This is a genomic window from Methylobacterium persicinum, assembly GCF_022179525.1.
Lineage (GTDB): Bacteria > Pseudomonadota > Alphaproteobacteria > Rhizobiales > Beijerinckiaceae > Methylobacterium > Methylobacterium persicinum.
In genome coordinates, this window is sequence record NZ_BPQX01000051.1 from 25,225 (window position 1) to 45,332 (window position 20,108).

The 20,108-nt window shown below is 68.2% G+C and carries 18 protein-coding genes and 2 tRNA genes; 13 read left to right on the forward strand and 7 right to left on the reverse strand.

Going from position 1 to position 20,108, the window contains the following annotated elements; all coding sequences use genetic code 11:
- Positions 1-15: 15 nt before the first annotated feature.
- The 3 genes from MFF22_RS19485 to aroA form a co-directional block, all read right to left on the reverse strand.
- A tRNA-Lys gene (locus MFF22_RS19485) sits at positions 16-91 on the reverse strand.
- Between the two features lie 56 nt (positions 92-147).
- Positions 148-786: a (d)CMP kinase gene (gene cmk, locus MFF22_RS19490; protein WP_238251293.1), complete on the reverse strand. Its 639-nt coding sequence runs from the start codon at positions 784-786 to the stop codon at positions 148-150.
- A gap of 1 nt (position 787) precedes the next feature.
- On the reverse strand, positions 788-2,137 hold the full coding sequence (gene aroA, locus MFF22_RS19495; protein ID WP_238251295.1) for a 3-phosphoshikimate 1-carboxyvinyltransferase: 1,350 nt from the start codon (positions 2,135-2,137) through the stop codon (positions 788-790).
- A 291-nt stretch (positions 2,138-2,428) separates the two neighbouring features.
- Between aroA and MFF22_RS19500 the strand changes: the two genes are divergently transcribed.
- The 5 genes from MFF22_RS19500 (at position 2,429) to MFF22_RS19520 (ending at position 4,553) form a co-directional block, all read left to right on the forward strand.
- On the forward strand, positions 2,429-2,809 hold the full coding sequence (locus MFF22_RS19500; RefSeq protein ID WP_238251296.1) for a TIGR02300 family protein: 381 nt from the start codon (positions 2,429-2,431) through the stop codon (positions 2,807-2,809).
- A gap of 125 nt (positions 2,810-2,934) precedes the next feature.
- Positions 2,935-3,010, forward strand: a tRNA-Ala gene (locus MFF22_RS19505).
- Between the two features lie 86 nt (positions 3,011-3,096).
- Positions 3,097-3,678: a hypothetical protein gene (locus tag MFF22_RS19510; RefSeq protein WP_238251305.1), complete on the forward strand. Its 582-nt coding sequence runs from the start codon at positions 3,097-3,099 to the stop codon at positions 3,676-3,678.
- A gap of 23 nt (positions 3,679-3,701) precedes the next feature.
- Complete coding sequence (locus MFF22_RS19515; RefSeq protein WP_238251306.1) at positions 3,702-4,118, forward strand: DUF2147 domain-containing protein; 417 nt, start codon at positions 3,702-3,704, stop codon at positions 4,116-4,118.
- Between the two features lie 147 nt (positions 4,119-4,265).
- Positions 4,266-4,553 (forward strand): hypothetical protein, encoded by a 288-nt coding sequence (locus MFF22_RS19520; RefSeq protein ID WP_238251308.1) that lies wholly within the window; start codon positions 4,266-4,268, stop codon positions 4,551-4,553.
- A gap of 103 nt (positions 4,554-4,656) precedes the next feature.
- Here MFF22_RS19520 and alaS read toward each other — a convergent pair whose 3' ends face one another.
- Positions 4,657-7,320 carry an alanine--tRNA ligase gene (alaS, locus tag MFF22_RS19525; protein ID WP_238251310.1) on the reverse strand — a complete coding sequence of 888 codons (2,664 nt, stop codon included), beginning with the start codon at positions 7,318-7,320 and terminating at the stop codon, positions 4,657-4,659.
- Positions 7,321-7,597: 277 nt separating this feature from the next.
- On the opposite strand from alaS, the gene MFF22_RS19530 reads away from it, so the two are divergent.
- The 4 genes from MFF22_RS19530 (at position 7,598) to MFF22_RS19545 (ending at position 11,391) form a co-directional block, all read left to right on the forward strand.
- On the forward strand, positions 7,598-8,779 hold the full coding sequence (locus tag MFF22_RS19530; protein ID WP_238251318.1) for a transglycosylase SLT domain-containing protein: 1,182 nt from the start codon (positions 7,598-7,600) through the stop codon (positions 8,777-8,779).
- 117 nt (positions 8,780-8,896) lie between these two features.
- Positions 8,897-9,496, forward strand: coding sequence for a response regulator (locus tag MFF22_RS19535; protein WP_238251328.1), 600 nt, complete (start codon positions 8,897-8,899; stop codon positions 9,494-9,496).
- A 66-nt stretch (positions 9,497-9,562) separates the two neighbouring features.
- Positions 9,563-10,486, forward strand: coding sequence for a transglutaminase family protein (locus tag MFF22_RS19540; RefSeq protein ID WP_238251329.1), 924 nt, complete (start codon positions 9,563-9,565; stop codon positions 10,484-10,486).
- Positions 10,487-10,572: 86 nt separating this feature from the next.
- Complete coding sequence (locus MFF22_RS19545) at positions 10,573-11,391, forward strand: transglutaminase domain-containing protein (RefSeq protein ID WP_238251332.1); 819 nt, start codon at positions 10,573-10,575, stop codon at positions 11,389-11,391.
- A gap of 263 nt (positions 11,392-11,654) precedes the next feature.
- Here MFF22_RS19545 and MFF22_RS19550 read toward each other — a convergent pair whose 3' ends face one another.
- Positions 11,655-12,248: a DUF3578 domain-containing protein gene (locus MFF22_RS19550; RefSeq protein ID WP_238251334.1), complete on the reverse strand. Its 594-nt coding sequence runs from the start codon at positions 12,246-12,248 to the stop codon at positions 11,655-11,657.
- A 6-nt stretch (positions 12,249-12,254) separates the two neighbouring features.
- Positions 12,255-13,394 carry an anhydro-N-acetylmuramic acid kinase gene (locus tag MFF22_RS19555; RefSeq protein WP_238251342.1) on the reverse strand — a complete coding sequence of 380 codons (1,140 nt, stop codon included), beginning with the start codon at positions 13,392-13,394 and terminating at the stop codon, positions 12,255-12,257.
- A 113-nt stretch (positions 13,395-13,507) separates the two neighbouring features.
- Here MFF22_RS19555 and tyrS point away from each other — a divergent pair, with 113 nt between their 5' ends.
- Positions 13,508-14,776 carry a tyrosine--tRNA ligase gene (tyrS, locus tag MFF22_RS19560; protein WP_238251351.1) on the forward strand — a complete coding sequence of 423 codons (1,269 nt, stop codon included), beginning with the start codon at positions 13,508-13,510 and terminating at the stop codon, positions 14,774-14,776.
- A 313-nt stretch (positions 14,777-15,089) separates the two neighbouring features.
- Here the strand turns inward: tyrS and MFF22_RS19565 are convergent, their stop codons facing one another.
- Positions 15,090-16,580 carry a helicase HerA domain-containing protein gene (locus MFF22_RS19565; RefSeq protein ID WP_238251353.1) on the reverse strand — a complete coding sequence of 497 codons (1,491 nt, stop codon included), beginning with the start codon at positions 16,578-16,580 and terminating at the stop codon, positions 15,090-15,092.
- Between the two features lie 133 nt (positions 16,581-16,713).
- On the opposite strand from MFF22_RS19565, the gene MFF22_RS19570 reads away from it, so the two are divergent.
- The 3 genes from MFF22_RS19570 (at position 16,714) to MFF22_RS19580 (ending at position 20,107) form a co-directional block, all read left to right on the forward strand.
- Positions 16,714-17,973 carry an Hsp70 family protein gene (locus MFF22_RS19570; RefSeq protein WP_238251355.1) on the forward strand — a complete coding sequence of 420 codons (1,260 nt, stop codon included), beginning with the start codon at positions 16,714-16,716 and terminating at the stop codon, positions 17,971-17,973.
- Between the two features lie 468 nt (positions 17,974-18,441).
- Positions 18,442-18,606, forward strand: coding sequence for a Flp family type IVb pilin (locus MFF22_RS19575; protein ID WP_238251357.1), 165 nt, complete (start codon positions 18,442-18,444; stop codon positions 18,604-18,606).
- Positions 18,607-18,733: 127 nt separating this feature from the next.
- On the forward strand, positions 18,734-20,107 hold the full coding sequence (locus MFF22_RS19580; protein ID WP_238251359.1) for an MBOAT family O-acyltransferase: 1,374 nt from the start codon (positions 18,734-18,736) through the stop codon (positions 20,105-20,107).
- The last annotated feature ends 1 nt before the right edge of the window (position 20,108 follow it).

A 20,108-nucleotide genomic window follows, 5' to 3' on the forward strand; every position in this document is an offset into this window, starting at 1 on the left:
ATCGTTCTGGATCTGTGGTGAGCGCGCTGGGACTCGAACCCAGGACCTACAGATTAAAAGTCCGTTGCTCTACCAACTGAGCTACGCGCTCGCGTCCCCGTCGAGCGGGGCCGGCGGCCACCGCAATAGGGGAGCGGATGGGGAGGGTCAACCGATCGTGGCGCGGGCGCGCTCGATGATCGCCCGGGCCTCGTCGAAGGCGGCGGCGGCGTCGAGTTCCGTCGTGTCGAGGCGAACCGCGTCGTCGGCCATGCGCAGGGGCGCTGCACTGCGGGAGGAATCCCGGGCGTCGCGGGCCTCGATATCGGCGAGGATGCCTTCGAGGCTGGCGGCCTCGCCGCGGCCGGCGAGTTCCCGGTGCCGGCGGCGGGCCCGCTCCAGGGACGAGGCGGTGATGAACAGCTTCACGCTCGCCGCGGGGCAGACGACGGTGCCGATATCGCGCCCGTCCAGGACGGCGCCTGCCGGGTCGGCGGCGAACCGGCGCTGCCACGCGAGCAGCGCGGCCCGCACCTCCGGCACGGCCGAAATCTGCGAGGCCGCCTCGCCCATCGCCCGGTCGCGCAGGCGGGTATCGGTGAGACTGCCGGCGTCGAGGGTCTCTGCCGCACGGGCCGCGGCGGCCCTGTCCTCCAGGGACAACCCTGACTGGATCAAGGCGAAGGCGACCGCCCGGTAGAGAAGCCCGGTGTCGAGGTGGGGCAGGCCGTAATGGGTGGCGAGCCGCTTGGCGAGGGTTCCCTTGCCGGAGGCGGCGGGCCCGTCGATGGCGATGACCAGGGGCATGTCAGGCTCCGATCCGTCCGCCCAGCGCACGCATCGTCGGCAGGAAGCTCGGAAAGCTCGTCGCGATCATGGCGCCGTCATCCACGGAAACGGGGGCAAGGGTCGCAAGACCCAGCACGAGGAACGACATGGCGATGCGATGATCCAGATGGGTGGCGACGGTGCCGCCGCCGGGAGGGGCGCCGCCCACCCCGTCCACGATCAGGTCGTCGCCTTCGATACGGTGGGAGATGCCGTTGGCGGCGAGGCCCGCAGCCACGGCGGCGAGCCGGTCGGATTCCTTCACCCGCAGCTCATGCAGCCCGTTCATGCGGGTCGACCCTTCGGCGAAGGCCGCGGCCACGGCGAGGACCGGGTACTCGTCGATCATCGCCGGAGCCCGTTCCGCCGGGACATCGACGCCCTTGAGGCGGCTAGCCCGGACCCGGAGATCCGCAACAGTCTCGCCCCCCTCCTCGCGCTCGGCGAGGCGCTCGATGTCGGCGCCCATTTCCAGCAGCGTCGTGATGAGCCCGGTGCGCAGGGGGTTCATCATCACCCCCTCGATGACGATCTCGGATCCGGGCGTGATCAGCGCCGCCACCAGGGGAAAGGCCGCCGAGGAGGGATCCGCGGGCACCACCACGTCGGTGGCGCGCAGGGTCGGCTGGCCGGCGAGCGAGATTCGCCGGCCGTGGCCCTCCGGACCGTGGGGCTCGACCAGCACCTCGGCCCCGAACAGGCGCAGCATCCGCTCGGTGTGGTCGCGCGTCGCCGCCGTCTCGATCACCGTCGTAACGCCGGGGGCGTTGAGGCCTGCGAGCAGGACGGCCGACTTGATCTGCGCCGAGGCGGCGGGCGTCTCATACGTGATCGGGATCGCCTCCTTGGGCCCGCGCAGGGTCAGCGGGACGCGGCCACCGGCGGCCTCCTCGATTACCTGCGTGCCCATCCTGGTCAGCGGATCGAGGATGCGGCGCATCGGCCGGGACCGGAGGGACGCATCCCCATCGAAGGTCGCGGTCACGGGCTGTCCCCCGACCACGCCCATCATGAGCCGCGAGCCCGTTCCGGCATTACCGAAATCGAGCACCTCGGCCGGATCGGTCAGGCCGCCGATGCCGACGCCATCCACCGTCCAGCGCCCCTCACCCAGGCGCTCCAAGGTCGCGCCCAGCGCCCTCGCCGCTGCGGCGGTGCGCAGGACGTCGTCGCCCTCGAGCAGCCCCTCCACGCGGGTGCGGCCCTGGCTGAGAAGGCCGAGGATCATCGCCCGGTGCGAGATCGACTTGTCGCCGGGCGGTCGCAGCCGCCCGCGCAGGGGGGCGCCGGGGGTTGCGCTGAGGGGTTGAGGGTCGAGCGTGTGCGACACGGGGGGGTCCGTTCGGGTCGTGGGTCCGGGCTTGGGCCAAGTCCGGGGCGGCGTCGGAGGTGGAGCCCCGATGCAATCGCCCGCGGAAGCCCGCCGGATGCCTGTTCGCGGCGCGGTTATCACGGGCGCCGGCCTTCGTCATCCGCGGGCACCGATGCAACTGCGCAGGGAATACGTGACCTCCCGCAAACGCTCGCGAATTGCCCGGCGGACCACCTCGATTGACAGGGGCTGCGACCGCGACTAACCGGGCGCCTCCCCACAAAGTGTCTCGACGACGAGGTGTCCCCCGTGGCCCGACCGGAACTCGGCCTGAAACGCCAGTGCATGAGCTGCGGCGCGAAGTTTTACGACCTCGCCCGCGATCCCGCAGTCTGCCCGAAATGCGGCGCGGTCTATCAGGCGGTCGCCAGCCGCGCGGCGCCCCCGGCGCTCTCGCGCAGCACCGACGACGACGAGGACGAGACGGACGAGAAGGGGCCGGAGCTGGTCTCCCTCGATGAAGTCGAGGCCGACGAGGCCGAGGCCGATCCGACGCCCGACGACGATGCGACCGACGACAGCGATTCCTCGGGCGACGACGACGACACCTTCCTGGAGGAAGAGGATGCCGGCGACGACGACGTGGCCGACCTGATCGACGGCGATATCGAAAACGACGAAGAGAGCTGAGCCCCCCGCGATAAAGTCGCAAAAAGGGGCTTGAGTCCGGCCGGTAGGGCGCTTATAGAACCGCCCTCGCCGGCCGCCAGCCGGAACGGCGAACCCCGCGGAACCCAACCGCGGCGGCAAATAGTGGGGCCTTAGCTCAGCTGGGAGAGCGCTTCCATGGCATGGAAGAGGTCATCGGTTCGATCCCGTTAGGCTCCACCATTTCCCTTGTTGATCTCCGCACAGTATCTCGTCGGTTGCGGGCCGGGTGCGACGTCGTTCGTACGGGTCTGCTGGTGATCGCGGCGTTGCTGCTCTCGAGAGCAGCCGCGCTTTCGGATCCGTCCCTCGACGGGCAGACGCTTTCCACCCCCTCGACCGATGCCCTCGTCGCCGACCTTCGCCACCGCATCGTCGATGCGGACAGCGCCACGGCCGTGCTGGAGGCATGGTGCGCCGAGAAGGGCCTTGCCGGGCAGGCTCGCCTCATCGCCCATCGCCAAGCCGTCCCGGACAAGCCGCTCACCGCCGAACAGCGCAAGCGTCTGGGCGTGAGCGACGATGAACCTATCCGCTACCGCCACGTCCGCCTCGCCTGCGGGGACCGCGTCCTGTCCGAAGCCGACAATTGGTACGTCCCCTCGCGCCTGACCCCCGCGATGAACGCCACCCTGGACGGGACCGACGCCCCCTTCGGCCGAGTGGTCCGGCCCCTTGCGCCGAAGCGGCATCTTGTGGCCGTGAGGACCTTCCCGCTGACGGCGGCACCTGGACCCGATGAGCCCCTCATCGGAGTCGATGCTGTGCTCGTCGCCGGAGACGGGATACCCTTCTGCGAAGTCGTCGAGACCTATCTCGGGGCGGCCCTTCCTAAGGAAACGCCCCGGTGACGCCGCCACCACGGAGACGCCCCATGACGCCCGTTCCATTCTGCCTGATTGGTGTCGTGCTTCTGGCGATTGTCACCGTCCCGGCATCGGCTGCCTCGCCCGGTGATCCGAGCGGCATGTGGCTGACGGAAACGGGCCATTCACGGATCAGGATCGCTCCGTGCGGTGGCGGCTATTGCGGCACCATCGTCAGTACGCCGGGGAAGGGCCTCGACGCCAACAATCCGGACCCGGCCCTGCGGAGCCGAAGCGTGATCGGCGTGCAGATCCTGGATGCGCGCAAGCCCGACGGGGCAGGCTATTCGGGCTCTCTGTACAATCCCAACGACGGGAAGACGTATTCTGGTTCGATGAAGCTGACCAAGCCCGATACGCTCGAAGTGTCTGGTTGCGTCCTCGGCTTCCTGTGCAAGAGCCAGATCTGGACGCGGATGAAGTAGGCCTACCTGTGCGGTCGTGATCGGGCTGAGCCTCACTGCCCCTGACTACGGTGCTGCAGTGCAGCGTGTGCTGCCGCACAAGCCACGCGACCGTGTTGGATCGATTGTGCGCAATTGGTGTTCCCCACGCACTTGAAGGAACACCCAATGACCAACTTCCTCACCCGTATGACGATTTCGGCCGCGTTCGCCGTAGGCCTTGCCGCTCCTGCCGTGGCGCAGGTCATCGAAGGGCCGACCAGCACGACAGTCGTCGTTCCCCGTGGTGCCCCGGGCGTCGAGACGCCGTTGAATAACGCAACCGGCGGTGATCCGGCCGTGACCTACACGCCGACCGGGCGGCCGGCCGACTCGATCTCGAATGACTCGGCCGCCGCAGGCAACGCCGGCCAGCCGTCCCGTGCGGCTCCGCAGGGTGGCGGCGGCGGCAAGTAATTCCGCCGCATACCCCGTCCAACGAAAAAGGCCGCAGCGGATCGCTGCGGCCTTTCTTTTTTTGGACGCGCGGCTTTTGCCGCCATCGGTGGCGGCGATGCGGTCAGGCCGCTGCGCTCAGTACCCGCTCGATCGCATCCAGGGCAGCCTGGGCACCCGCACCGTTGGGTCCGCCAGCCTGTGCCATGTCCCGGCGCCCGCCGCCGCCCTTGCCGCCCAGCGCCTCCGCCCCGGCCCGGACGAGGCCGACGGCATCGAAGCGGCCGGTCAGGTCTTCGGTGACGCCAACCACGAGACCGGCCTTCCCATCCGGCGCGACGCCGACGATGGCGACGATCCCGGATCCGATCCGCGATTTGCCCTCGTCGGCGAGGCTCTTGAGGTCGCGCATCTCGACGCCCTCCACCACCCGCGCCATGAGGGGAATGCCTGCGACCTCTTTGGGCGCATCGGCGGCCGTCGTACCGCCCCCGCCCATGGCCAGCTTCTTCCTAGCCTCGGTCAGCTCGCGCTCGAGCCGGCGGCGATCCTCCATGAGCGCAGAGAGCCGGTCCGGCGCCTCGGCCGCGGGCGCCTTGAGAATGCCCGCCAGGGACGCCAGCACCCGCGATTCCTCGCCGCGGTGGCGGCGTGCGGCATCGGCCGTCAGGGCTTCGATCCGGCGTACGCCGGCGCCCACCGCGCTTTCGGAGACGATGGTGATGGCGCCGATGTCGCCCGTGCGCCCGGCATGGGTGCCGCCGCACAGTTCCACCGAGAATGCCTTCGCCCCCGCCTCCGCGACCGGCAGGCCCATGGAGACGACGCGGACTTCGTCGCCGTATTTCTCGCCGAACAGGGCACGCGCGCCGGAGGCGATGGCGTCATCGACGGCCATCAGCTTGGTCACCACGGGTTCGTTCTGCAGCAGGACGGCGTTGGCGATGTCTTCGACGCGGGCGATCTCCTCCGCCTCGATCGGCTTGGGATGGCTGATGTCGAAGCGCAGGCGATCCGGGCTCACGAGGGAGCCCTTCTGTGCCACGTGATCGCCGAGGACCTGCCGAAGGGCCTCGTGCAGGAGGTGCGTCGCCGAATGGTTCGCGCGGATCGCCCGGCGACGGGCGTGATCCACCTTCAGTTCGACGGGCTGTTCGACGCGCAGCGTCCCCTCCTCCACCGTCACGGAGTGGACGAAGAGATCGCCAAGTTTCTTCTGCGTGTCCGTGACCCGGACCTCGACGCCCGCGGCGAGGATGACGCCCGTATCTCCGACCTGACCGCCGGACTCCGCGTAGAACGGGGTCTGGTTGAGGACGGCGAAACCCGACTGTCCTGCTGTCAACTCGCTCGCTTCCGCGCCCTCGAACAGCAGTGCCGTCACGACGCCCTCGGCGGTCTCGGTCTCGTAGCCGAGGAACTCCGTAGCCCCCACACGCTCCCGCAGGCCGAACCAGACAGCCTCCGTCGCTGACTCCCCAGACCCCTTCCACGCTTCGCGGGCCGCCTGCTTCTGGCGCTGCATCGCGGCCTGGAAGCTGTCGGTGTCGACGCCGATCCCCCGGGCCTTCAGGGCGTCCTGGGTCAGGTCGAGGGGGAACCCGTAGGTGTCGTAGAGGGTGAAGGCGGTCTCACCGGAAAGGTTCTGTCCCGGCTGCAGGTCCCGGGTTTCGGCGTCGAGGATGGAGAGCCCCCGCTCCAGCGTGCGGCGGAAGCGCGTCTCCTCCAGCTTCAGGGTTTCGCCGATCAGGGCCTCGGCCCGCATCAGTTCGGGATAGGCCTGGCCCATCTCCCGCACGAGGGCGGGGACGAGGCGGTACATGGTCGGCTCGCGCGCGCCCAGGATCTCAGCATGCCGCATCGCCCGGCGCATGATCCGCCGCAGCACGTAGCCACGGCCTTCGTTGCCCGGCAGGACGCCGTCGGCGACGAGGAAGGCCGATGCACGCAGGTGGTCGGCAATCACCCTGTAGGAGGCCATCGTCGCCGGCTCAGGAGCGCGGGACACGGCGTGCGCCACCGCCTCGATCAAAGCCCTGAACAGGTCGGTCTCGTAGTTCGACTTCACGCCCTGAAGGACGGCCGCCATGCGCTCCAGGCCCATGCCGGTGTCGATCGAGGGCCGGGGGAGCGGGTTGCGCGAGCCGGGCTCCACCTGCTCGTACTGCATAAACACGAGGTTCCAGAACTCAAGGAACCGGTCGCCATCCTCGTCGGGGCTGCCGGGCGGCCCGCCCCGCAGTTCCGGACCCTGATCGATGAAGATCTCCGAGCACGGGCCACAGGGCCCGGTATCGCCCATCTGCCAGAAGTTGTCGGAGGTGCCGATGCGGATGATCTTGTGGTCCGGGAAGCCCGCGATCTTCTTCCAGAGCAGGGCCGCATCGTCGTCGTCGGCATAGACCGTGACGAGAAGCTTTTCCGGCGAGAGGCCGAACTCCTTGGTGATCAGGGTCCAGGCCAGTTCGATGGCGCGTTCCTTGAAATAGTCGCCGAAGGAGAAATTCCCGAGCATTTCAAAGAAGGTGTGGTGGCGCGCCGTGTACCCGACATTGTCGAGGTCGTTATGCTTGCCACCCGCGCGGACGCATTTCTGCGCCGTGACGGCCCGGTCGTAGGGACGTTTCTCGACACCCGTGAAGACGTTCTTGAACTGCACCATGCCGGCGTTCGTGAACATCAGCGTCGGGTCGTTCTTCGGCACCAGCCCCGAAGACGGCAGAACCGTGTGACCGGACCTGGCAAAGAAGTCGAGGAAAGTCGACCGGATCTCGTTGACGCCGCTCATCAGGCAGACTCTTCAGGCTTCTCACGTCACATACCGGGGACACGCTCCAGCGCGCCCCCTCTGTAGCGTCCTCTTAAGGATGGAACCGGTAGGAGTCACGGCGCCTCTCGGCGTCTGCTGGGAAAGATGCGCGTTCCGGGGCCTCCGGCAGCGACACGCCGTGAAATAGCCCTGGATTGCCCCAGGCTCGCCACAAGCGCGGCCGTGTTGTCGCCACATCTGTCAAGCCAGATCAGAACCGAAAGCGCCATCCGGCGCGGCGGGAAACGGAATCGCGATGCAGGGCCGTGTGGTCGGATCGGGGAAGACGGTGGTCGCGAAAGCCGGTCCGGCGAAGGTCAGGCATTTCGGCAAAGGCAATACCGGCGCCATCGCCGCGCAGCCCCTGGTCGGCGCCACGCACGGCAGCAAGGCGGCCCTGGTCCGCTCCCTCCTGACCGTCACGCTGATCGCCGGCTCCCTCAGCGGCGCCCTCATCGGCTCCGGGGTCGATCTCCACAAGGTCGGCCTGCCGCATGCGGTGACCCCGGCCGAGGCGGCCACGGAAATCCGCATGCCGCGGCCCAACATCCATCTCGTCGCCCTCAGCGACGACCTGGAGAAGGCGACCCTCCGGGCCTCGGCGAGCTTCGCCCCGGTCCACGACCTCGACACCGATCTCGGCTCGAGCGGCGTCGATAGGGTCTCCTACGATTACCTCCTCTCCCAGTCCTCCACCGGCGATCCGAACGACATCCTTGAATTCGGGCCGATGAAGATCCGGCGCCACCTCGTGCAGACGATCGTGAAGGCCGCGCAGGCGGTCCAGACCGATCCGGTCCTGCTGATGGCGGTCGCCGACAAGGAATCGAGCTTCATCACCGCGGTTCAGGCCAAGACCTCCTCCGCCACCGGCCTCTATCAATTCATTGAGCGCACGTGGCTCGGCGTGGTGCGCGACTTCGGTGCCAAGTACGGCCTCGCCCAGGAAGCGTCCCTGGTGACCAACGACGCGAACGACAAGCCGGTCATCCTCGATCAGGCCGAGCGCGCCCGGGTCCTCGACATGCGCCGGGACCCCTACCTCTCCGCGCTCATGGCCGGCGAGATGCTCAAGCGCGACGCCGCCCGGATCAGCCAGCGGATCGGCCGTGAGTTGACCCTGGGGGAGGTCTATCTCGCCCACTTCCTCGGCCCGGACGATGCGGGGGACTTCCTCGACAAGGTGGTCAACAAGCCCGCCGCCGCGGCTGCGGTCCTGCTGCCGGGCCCGGCCCGGGCCAACCGTTCGATCTTCTTCGCGGCCAACCGGTATGTCGGCCGGGGCCGGCACCGCAAGCCGCTGAGCCTCTCCGTGGCCCAGGTCCACGAGAAGTTCGAGGCGATGATGCAGGCCCGGGGCAGCCGTTATCAGAATGTCCAGGCCATCTCAGGAATCATGGCCTACGCAGACACGGCGTCGGCAATCGAGACTCAGTAAAGCTGTCGCGAGCCGTCGTCGATTTGCTGCGACAATCGCAACCGGCAGCGCGTTGCCGACTTTCCTCCACAGATTGCCGCACCGGAGTGCGGCGCGACATTGTGTCGGGGGAATTTCTTGAGGAAGCCGCAGCCTGATACGCACGCGCTCCTATCGGATACGCTGACGCCCGGCGTTCCACTCGATCAGATCGGTCAGACGCTCGCGTCTTTCTACGACGAACTGATCACGGAGGGCGTGCCCCCTCACCTCGCCAGCCTCGTGCGCAGGGTGAAGCAATCCCAACCGAACCCGACGGCGGAGCGCCAAGTCGCATCGCGCCCGGCCTGCGAGTCCCGGCCCGTTCACCTCGCCATCGTCGTGGAGGACGATCCGGAGATCCGTCAGCTCGCCGAGACCCTGCTCGAAGAGACCGAGCTGGAGGTCGTCGGCTGCCCCAGCGCGGAGGACGCCCTCAATGTCCTCCGACAGCGGGGTGGCGAAGTGGCCCTCGTCTTCGCGGACATTCGGCTGGCGGGGGCAATGGACGGTCTGCAGCTCGCGCGAGCCGTGGCGACGCTCTGGCCCAGGGCTCGCCTGGTCCTCACATCGGGCCATGGCGTTCAGCGGCCGGACCTGCCCAAGGACGCGGTGTTCATCGCCAAGCCGTGGCGTCCGGGGGACGTGCTGATCGAGGCCGAGCGGGCAGCCAAGGAACCGGCGCCGCCGATCTCCTGACCGTGGCACGGCCGGGCCCGCCCCTTGCATTGGGGCAGGCACGCCGGTCTGCGCCCGGAGTTCCCCTTGCCGATCCTGTCCGTCCGCCACCGCACGGTCTATCGCTACCGCCGCCCGGTGTCGTTCGGCGAACATCGGATCATGATCCGCCCCCGGGACAGCTACGACCAGCGGCTGATCGAGGCCAGCCTTGATATCGACCCTGCCCCGGCGACCCTGCGGTGGATGTTCGACGTGTTCGGAAACTGCGTCGCCGTTGCGACCTTCGACACCCGTGCCGAAACCCTGACCTTCGATGGCCGGATCACTCTGGAGCATACGCCCGAACACGCCCCGGTCTTTCCCCTGGCGCCGCATGCGGTGCTCTACCCTTTCGGCTATGGGGTGGAAGACATGCCCGACCTCTCCCGCTCCATCGAGAGGGCATGGCCGGACCCCCGCCACGAGGTCGACGCCTGGGCCCGGAGCTTCCTCCCCGCGGAGGGACGAATCCTCACGCAGGATCTCCTTGCCGCCATGACACGGCGGATCAGGGCGACCTTCACGTACGTCGCCCGGTCGGAGAAGGGCGTGCAGGATCCCCTGACGACCCTCAGGACGAAGCGGGGGTCCTGCCGGGATTTCGCGGTGCTGATGATGGAAGCGGTCCGGGCGCTGGGCATGGCCGCGCGCTTCGTCAGCGGGTACCTCTACAACCCTGGCAACGACCGCGGGCGCCATGTCGGCGGCGGCTCGACCCATGCGTGGGTGCAGGTCTACCTGCCCGGCGCAGGCTGGGTCGAGTTCGATCCCACCAACGGAATCGTCGGCAACCGCGACCTGATCCGCGTCGCCGTGGCCCGCGCCCCGGCCCAGGCTCTGCCCCTTCAGGGATCCTTCTTCGGCCTGTCCAGTGACGACCTCGGCATGATCGTCGAGGTCGACGTCACCGAATCAGCGGACGACAACGTTCATGGCTTGGCGGGGAACGCCGCCCCGCCGCTGCGTTGAGTGTGATGCGAAGTCATTTGCCGGTGGTCGGGTCCGACCGTTGGCACGAGTCTCGCGTTGCGGTTGTGGCGGAAAGGGTGGGTGAGATGCGGATCAGAACCGGCTTCGACATTGCCTACGAGATGCTACAGCCCACACCGATGATCCTGATGCTGAGTGTGCATCCCACGCGGATGCCGGACGTGCTGACGCCGCACGTCCTGACCTTCGATCCGCCGGTGAATGTGCACGAGTACCGGGACGATTTTGGCAACCTCTGCCACCGGATCATGACGCCCCCCGGACGCTTCACGGTCTCCGCGGATTTTGAGGTCGCCGACAGCGGACTGCCGGATCCCGTGGTGCCCGAGGCGAAACAGATCCCCGTGCAGGATCTGCCCGATGCTGTGCTCGTCTACCTGCTCGGCTCCCGCTACTGCGACACGGACAAGCTTTCGCAGACGGCGTGGTCGCTGTTCGGCTCGGCGCCGGAGGGCTGGGGGCGTGTCCAGGCGATCGTGGACTACGTCCATGACCGGATCCGGTTCGACTACCAGCGCGCGGACGCCACCCGCACCGCCCATGACGGCTTCATGCAACGGGAAGGGGTGTGCCGGGACTTCGCCCACCTCGCCATCGCCTTCTGCCGCTGTATGAACTTCCCGGCGCGCTACGCGACCGGGTATCTAGGCGACATCGGCGTGCCGAAGGATCCGGCGCCCATGGATTTCTCCGCGTGGTTCGAGGTCTTCTTGGAAGGCCCCGAGGGACCACGCTGGTACACGTTCGATGCCCGCCACAACCGCCCGAGGATCGGCCGCATCGTCATGGCCCGGGGGCGCGACGCCACCGATTGCGCCATCTCCACGAATTTCGGCTTCGCCAACCTCGCCCGGTTCGATGTCCATACGGACGAGATCGGCTGACACCGGTCTCGATCACGTTCCGCCGACTAAGGCGGAACGACACTGTAATTTGTCCCACCCCCTCCCTCATCCTGAGGTGCCGCGTCAGCGGCCACGAAGGAGGGCTCCAGGGATCGCGCGGAACCTGGAGGCCTCCTTCGAGGCCGACGCTTCGCGTCGGCGCCTTTCGCGTCGGCGCCTCAGGATGAGGGATGGGGTGGGAATGCGGTTGAGGCTGACATCCTGTTCAGCGCCGAGAGGAGCGCACCGAACGGCGCCCACCCTTACGCGTCTAGCCCGCCCCGGGACTTCAGCGCCCGGTACGCCTCGACGCCCAAGGCGAGATCCTCCCGCAGGCGGCGCTCGTCGGCGAGATCGTTCAGCCCGTAGCTGAGTCCGAGGATGTGGGCCGCCTCATAGCCCTCCGGCAACTCGCCCGTCGTCCCAAGCCGCAGGTCGGCGAGGGGTAAGCGGCCGGCAAAGTCGGCCAGACGCTGCCGAAGCCGGTCGCCGCTGGCCCGCAGGTGCTCCAACGCCCGCGGGCCGTGCTCCCGCAAGGCCGCGACGGTGCCCTGTGCCAGGGACAGGTGGACCCGCTCCCGGTCGGCGGGGAAGAGGTAGACGAGATAGTAGCCCCGCGTGGCACTCGTGGTCACGGCGGGATCGAACACCGCCAGCCACGGCACTGCCGCCCAATGGGTGCCGCGCCCCGGGCTTCCCTTGACGAGAAAGGTGCCCTCCACCGCCTCGAGCACCTGGCGAAGCTCGTCCGGCGCGCCCCTGCGGATCACCGCAGCCAGAGGGTGGCCGGCCGGGGGATCGAGCTTGGCGAGGGGGTATTCCTCGACGATGCGCCGGAGGGCGTAACCCAGGCTCACCGGACGTCAGGCCTCGGGCGTCGCAAGGCTCCCGCCGGTGATGGGCTCACGGACCCCCGTGGTCGAGGGAAAGGTGATCGGCAAGCCCTTCTGCGAGCGGACAGCCAGGAAGGCGAAAGCCTGCGCCTCCAGATAGGCCGAGGACCAGCCGATGGCGTCCGCCGTCGTGATCTCCGCACGCAGATGGTAGTTCAGAAGGCGGACGAGCTCACCGTTCCGCGCGCCGCCGCCGGCCACGATCCAGCGAGTGGGGATCTCCGGGGCGTGGTCGAGGGCGCGGGCCACCGCCCGCGCCGTGAAGGCCGTCAGCGTCGCCGCCCCGTCCTCCGTCGAGAGTTGCCCGGCGAGCTTGTGCGAAAACCAGTTCCGATCGAGGGACTTCGGCGGCTTGCGGAAGAAGAACGGGTGGGTCAGCAGCCACGCCAGCAGAGGCTCGTCCGGCCGTCCGCGGGCCGCGGTCCGGCCGCCGTCGTCGAGGTTCTTGCCCTCGCGCTCCTGCATCCACTCGTCGATAAGGGCGTTGCCGGGCCCGGTATCGAACGCGATGACGCCGCCCTTGGAATCGATGAGCGTGGCATTGGCGACGCCGCCGATATTCAGGATGCCGACGGGCCCGGTGAAGCCCGACGCCTCCGCCAACGCCTTGTGGAAGACCGGCACCAGGGGCGCCCCCTGCCCGCCCGCCTCGACGTCGGCCCGCCGCAGGTCCGACACCACGGGGATGCCGAGCCGGTTGGCCAGGGCCTGCCCATCGCCGATCTGGACCGAGATACGATGGTCCGGCCGGTGGATCACCGTTTGCCCGTGGAAACCGATCACGTCGATGTCGGAGGCCGTAAGGCCGTTCTCGGCGAGGAACCGCTCCACCGCCTCGGCATGGGCATCGGTGACGAAGACCTCCGCATCCGGCAGGCGGCCGGGACGGTCGCCGGGATGGAGGATCACCTCGGCATCCTTGGTGGCGGCGCGCAGGAGGGCCTTCTCCTCGTCCGAATAGCCGCGATAGCCGGTGGGCCCGAGCGGTTCGAGGAAGTTGTTGTGCCCCTTGATCACCCGGACGGCCTCGCCGTCGGTCTCGATCAGCGCGACGTCGACGCCATCGAGCGAGGTGCCGCTCATCAGGCCGATCGCCCGCGACATCGCCATGCCTTCCCCCGTGCCTTTCCCGGATCGGGCTGCTAAAAGCCGGGCCGATCCCCGAGCAGGGGAGCTAGCACGCGGGCCGCACCCTGTCGCCCGCCCCGGACTCCGTGACCCTGATGACCGCCGACTTCACGCCGAAATCCGACTTTCTCCGGATCCTGTCCGAGCGCGGCTATATCCACCAGGGCTCTGACCTGGCGGGGATCGATGCCGCGGCGCAGGAAGGGCGGCTGACCACTTATGTCGGGTACGATTGCACCGCCGCCTCGCTCCATGTCGGGCATCTGCTCTCGATCATGATGCTACACTGGCTGCAGGCCACCGGGGGCAAGCCCATCGCCCTGATGGGCGGCGGCACCACCCGGGTGGGCGATCCCTCCGGCCGGGACGAGACGCGCAAGATCCTCACTATCGACCAGATCGACGCCAACAAGGCGGAGATTCGCAAAACCTTCGACCAGTTCCTCCGCTTCGGCGAAGGGAAAACCGATGCGGTGATGGTCGACAACGCCGAATGGCTGACCAAACTCAACTACATCGAGATGCTGCGCGATGTCGGCCGGCATTTCTCGGTCAACCGGATGCTCTCGATGGACAGCGTGAAGCTGCGCATCGACCGTGACCAGGAACTGTCGTTCCTCGAATTCAATTACATGATCCTTCAGTCCTACGATTTCGTGGAACTGAACCGCCGCTACGGCTGCATCCTGCAGATGGGCGGGTCGGACCAGTGGGGCAACATCGTCAACGGCATCGACCTCGGCCGCCGCATGGGCACGCCGCAGCTCTACGCCCTGACCTGCCCGCTCCTCACCACAGCCTCCGGCGCGAAGATGGGCAAGACGGCCGCGGGCGCCGTCTGGCTCAACCCGGACATGCTGGCCCCTTACGATTACTGGCAGTTCTGGCGGAATACCGAGGACGCCGACGTCGCCCGCTTCCTCAAGCTGTTCACCCTGCTGCCCATGGACGAAGTCGCCCGCCTCGCCGGCCTCGGCGGCGCGGAAATCAACGACGCGAAGAAGATTCTCGCCACCGAGGCGACCGCCCTGATGCACGGGCGTGAGGCGGCCGAGGCCGCCGCGGAGACGGCGCGCAAGACCTTCGTGGAAGGTACGCTCGCCGCCGACCTGCCCACCGTGACGGTGCCGGCTTCCGTGATGGAGGCCGGGCTCGGTGTGCTGACGGCCTTCGGGCCGGAACATGCCAAGCTCGTTCCCTCCACCAGCGAGGCCCGCCGCCAGATCAAGGGCGGCGGTTTGCGGGTGAACGACGTTCAGGTCACGGACGAGAAGGCCGTGCTGCGCACCTCCGACCTGACGGCGGACGGGGTCATCAAACTGTCCTTCGGCAAGAAGAAGCACGTGCTGCTGCGCGTCGGGTGACGCCAAGCCGATTCTCCCGGAGCGGGGAGCCCCCCTCCCCCCGGGCCTGGAGCAGCGACCGATCACGTTGAGGCGGCCCCCAGCCTCTCACCCCATCCTGAGGTGCCCGCGTCAGCGGGCCTCGAAGGAGGGCTCCATCCTGCCGCGCGATCCCTGGAGCCCTCCTTTGTGGCGGCTGTCGCCGCCCCTCAGGATGAGGGGAGGATCTGGCGAAAGCTTGCTGAACCAACTCGTTCGGGTATTGCTTCGCTTCGCTCGCAAGGACGAGGCGCTGGGACGAAGAGCTGATGGTCCAGCGATTCCCGAAAACGCCCTACCCCAGGCGGCGGCGCAGGCCGCCCGCCGCCGGTTGCGGGGCGCCCGGCGCCGTCTCGACGCCGAGGTCGGGGACCGCGATGATCGGCGCGCCGCGCAGATCCTTCCGGCTCACGATGGCACCACGCTCCTCCAAAAAGGCCAGCATGCGCCGGGCCCGTCCGCCCGAGCTTGTTCCGTAAGCCTCGGCGAGGGCCGCGTCCGTAGGGCAAGGTGCCCTCTCGATGGCTGCCCTTGCGACCACGAGGAACAGGCCGGCAAGGTCGTCCGGCAACGAGGCGGCGATTGCCTGCGCCTTCTCCCAGCCCGATCCGTCGCTGACCTCGCTTCCAGCCTCGGCCCGCGCCACGGCGATGCGGCGCTTGAACTCCGGGAGCGACAGGGCCTCGCCTCGGATGCGCCGGATACGGCAGCGGACGGTGAAGTCCTGATAGAGAGTGGCGGGGGTGCAGGTGCTCGCATCGGCATCGGCCAGGACCGAGGCCAGAACCTCGGCGATGATCGCGTCGCGCTCGGCGGGGTCGAGGGCATCCTCCTCCGGCTCCTCGGCCGGGGCCGGGGGGCGGTAAGTCGCGAGTTGCGTCAGCACGTCCTGCACCGGCGCCGGGCGCGGCTGACGCCGCACGGGGGGCGCCTCGTCCCGGGGCTCGGGCGTGAGGATCAGCGCGCGGGCGTCCTCGATCGCCTCCGGCAGGGGGAGCAGGCCCGGCGCGGCGGCGCGGCTCACGGTCTGCGTGGGGCCCACTGCGATGGTGAGGGGGCGGCGCGCGACGGCCGGCCCGAGCCCGACGAACTGGCCCCGGGGCAGATCGCGGAAGGTCTCGGCCTGCCGGCGCTCCATGCCGAGGAGGTCGGCGGCCCGGGCCATGTCGATGTCGAGGAAGGTCCGGCCCATCAGGAAGTTCGACGCCTCGGCGGCGACGTTCTTGGCGAGCTTCGCGAGGCGCTGGGTGGCGATGACCCCGGCCAGCCCCCGCTTGCGCCCGCGGCACATCAGATTGGTCATGGCACCCAGCGACAGGCGCCGGGCTTCGTCCGAGACCTCCCCCGCCGCGGCCGGGGCGAAGAGCTGCGCCTCATCGACGGCCACGAGCATCGGGTACCAATGCTCGCGCTCGGCATCGAACAAACCGCCGAGGAACGCGGCGGCGGCGCGCATCTGGCCGTCCGCGTCGAGGTTGTCGAGGGTCAGCACCACCGAGACCCGGTGGACGCGCACCCGCGCCGCCACCCGCTGGAGCGCGCCGTCGTCCCCGTCGGCCTCCACCACCACGTGGCCGTAGCGCTCGGCGAGACTCGCGAAATCGCCCTCGGGGTCGATGATGGCCTGCTGCACCAGCCCGGCGCTCTGTTCCAGCAGGCGCCGCAGCAGATGCGATTTGCCCGAGCCGGAATTGCCCTGAACCAGAAGCCGCGTGGCGAGGAGTTCCGTCAGGTCGAGGAGAGCCGGGCGGTCGCCCGTCAGTCCGAGATCGATGTCGCAGCGCATCCTGTCCCTTTACCACGCCTCAAGCCCGCCGGGCGGGGCGGGCATGCGTCTGTCCACGGCTTCGCGCCTGGACCGGATGCCCGCAGCCGGTTAAGCGCCACCCCCACCCCACACAAACCGACCGGATTTCCCGATGGCGGCCTGCGGCCTCGACTTCGGCACGTCGAACACGACCCTCGGCCATAACGGCGCCGCAGGCCCTGTGCTCCTTCCCCTGGAGGGCGAGCACCTCACCATCCCGAGCGCGATCTTCTTCGAACCCAGGCGGGATCCGCTGGTCGGCCGGGCGGCGACGGCGGCCTATGTCGCAGGGCGCCCCGGCCGGCTGATGCGGGGCCTCAAATCCGTGCTGGGGACGCCGCTGATCGATGAGGCGACGCCCGTAGGCCGGGAACGCCTGCGCCTGCGCGATGTCATCGCCCGCTACCTCGCCATCGTGAAGGCCCGCGCCGAGGAGGCCGCCGGCACCACCTTCGACACCGTGGTACACGGGCGTCCGGTCCATTTCGTGGACGGCGATGTGGAGGCCGACCGCCGGGCGGAGGACACCCTGCGGGCCATCGCCGCAGATGTCGGATTCCGGCACGTCACCTTCCAGTACGAGCCGATCGCCGCCGCCCTCGATTACGAGCGGCAGGTGGAACGGGAGGAAATTGCCCTGATTGCCGATATCGGCGGCGGCACATCGGATTTCTCCATCGTCCGCCTCTCGCCGAAGCGGCGACGGCAGGCCGACCGATCCGCCGACATCCTCGCCAACGACGGCGTCCGGATCGGCGGTACCGATTTTGACCGGCAGCTCAGCCTCGCCGCGGTCATGCCGCTTCTTGGCTTCGGCAGTGCGATGAAGCGCGGCGACCTCGCGGTTCCAGGCGCCTATTACCACGACCTCGCCACGTGGTCGGCGATCAACCGACTCTACGACGGGAAGACCCTGCGGGAGATCGACGACGTCCTGCGGAACTGTGCACGGCCGGACCTCGTGGGTCGGCTGCGCACGGCCGTCGAGGAGGAGCGCGGCCATGCCCTCGCGGGCATCGTCGAGGGCGCGAAGATCACGGCATCCGAAACCGGCGCAGCCTCGATCGACCTCGCCTCAATCGAACGCGGCCTTGTCGCGGCTCTCGATCGGGCAGGCCTTGCCGCGAAGACGGACGGCCTCGCCCGGGCCGTCGCAGCCCGCGTCGATGCCTGCCTCACCCGGGCCGGACTACCCGCCGGGCGCATCGACGCGCTCTTCCTGACGGGCGGTTCGACCGGTTTACCGCACCTGCGCGCCGCCCTGGCGGCTTCCGTGCCTGACGCGCGGATCATCGCGGGCGACACATTCGGTTCAGTCGGCCTCGGCCTGACGGTCGCCGCCGGAACGCTCTCGGCGCCCGCGGGAGCGTGAGCAGCACGCCAGCGCCTCTTTTGGAAGCATTGGATCGCCTCCTCTCCGTCATTGCGAGCGAAGCGAAGCAATCCAGGGTCGCGGGACCTCTCTGGATGTGGCGGATCACTGGGTTGCTTCGCTCCGCTCGCAATGACGGTGGTGATGACGTGATCCAAGTTTCCGGGAAGACGCTCGAGAGCCGAAGCGTCGCACCGTTGCCGACGCCCGACATTCATGCCGATGAAAGGTCTCCGTGCTTCTCGGTCACGAAGCACCCGCACCCGCGGATTTACGTTGGGCGCGATTGAATTAAAACTGATCTTATCGGCACCAATATTTCCGACAGAAACAGGACAGACTGACCTGATTTGCATTCCTGTAGATACGCCCCCGCATTCGCGCAGCTTACACACTGCAGAGCATTGAATTATCCAATAATCAACTGTTCGTGATTAGGCTTTGATCGTCCACGTAGGGTGAACGACCATGAAGAAGCACTTGAGGGCGTTCGTCGGGGACGAGCGCGGCGCGACGGCCATCGAATATGGAATGATCGCTGCGCTGGTTGCCGCTGTCATCATCGGTTCGCTGCAGGTCATCGGCACGAGCCTGAACGCGAAGTTCTCCTCGATCTCGACCCAGCTCAACTGACGATTGCCTCGACGGAGCGGCTTCGCCGGCCGCACCGTTCCGCTGCGGCGCATGTTGACGTTGCCGCAACGATCTCCCACAAGGCCGCCGCCTCAGGGGGAGTCGAGCGGCCCGGCCGCGCCGCGGCATGCTGTTCAACTCGTACGTTTTCCTCCTCGCTTTTCTGCCTGCCGCCCTCGTCCTGCATTGGACGGTGGCGAGGGCGGCACCGGCTTGGCGCCTGCCGCTCCTCGTCGGCCTCTCCTTCGTCTTCTACGGCTGGTGGGACGTGCGGTTCGTGCCGTTGCTGGCCGGATCGATCCTCGCGAACTGGCTGATCGCCCGGGCCTACGGCCGGAGCTCGACCCGCTGGCTGATCCCCGCGGCGATCGTGGGGAATCTCGCGCTGCTTGGCGTGTTCAAGTATTTCGATTTCTTCGCCGACCTCGCCAATCTCCTGCCCGGCGTCGAGGTTTCCCGTATCGGCCTAGCTTTGCCGCTGGGAATCTCGTTCTTCACTTTCCATCACATCATGTATCTCGCCGACCTGCGGGCCGGTCGCGCCCCGGCTTTCGGGCTGATCAAATACGCCCTCTACATCTCGTTCTTCCCGCAGGTTCTTGCTGGCCCCCTCGTGCGGTGGTCGGAGATCATGCACCAGTTCGACGAGCGGCCCGACGCGCGTCCCGACGCGGCGGAACGGTTTGGCCGCGGACTGGTGCTCTTGGCCGTCGGCCTCGCGAAAAAGGTCTTTCTCGGCGATCCGCTCGCGGCCTACGTGAACCCGGTGTTCCTGGCGGCTGCACAGGGCAAGCCCGTCGGCTTCGCCGAGGCATGGCAGACGACCCTGGGGTTCACCTTCCAGATCTACTTTGATTTTTCGGGATATACGGACATGGCGCTGGGTATCGCGCTGATGTTCGGTCTCGTACTGCCGCAGAACTTCGACGTGCCGTACCGCGCGACGTCCCTCCAGGATTTCTGGAGGCGGTGGCACATGACGCTGTCGCGGTTCCTGAGGGATTACCTCTACGTTCCGATGGGCGGCAACCGCCACGGCCTGCCGCGCCAGTTGGGTGCCCTCTTCGCCACGATGGCCCTCGGCGGCCTCTGGCACGGGGCCGGCCTCACCTTCCTCGCCTGGGGGGCGTTGCACGGAGCCGGCCTCGGGGCGGGCGTTCTGACCCGGCGCGCCCGGTGGAGCATTCCCGCGCCGATGGGCTGGGCCCTGACCAGTGTCTTCGTGGTGCTGACCTGGGTTCTCTTCCGTGCCCCGTCGTTCGATGCGGCGCTGGCCGTGTACAAGGGCCTCCTCGGCTTTTCACCAGGAGGAACGGGGTTCAAGTGGCGCACCATCGCGTTGGCCGCCCTCGTGGCGACGATCGGGCCTACGGCGTGGAATGCGGTCCACCGCCTGCCGCCCCGGCGTAGCCTCGCCATCGCCGTCGCCGTTCTGTTCGTACTCGTCCTCCTCAAGATCGGCGACGACGCGAACTACGAATTTATCTACTTTCAGTTTTGAG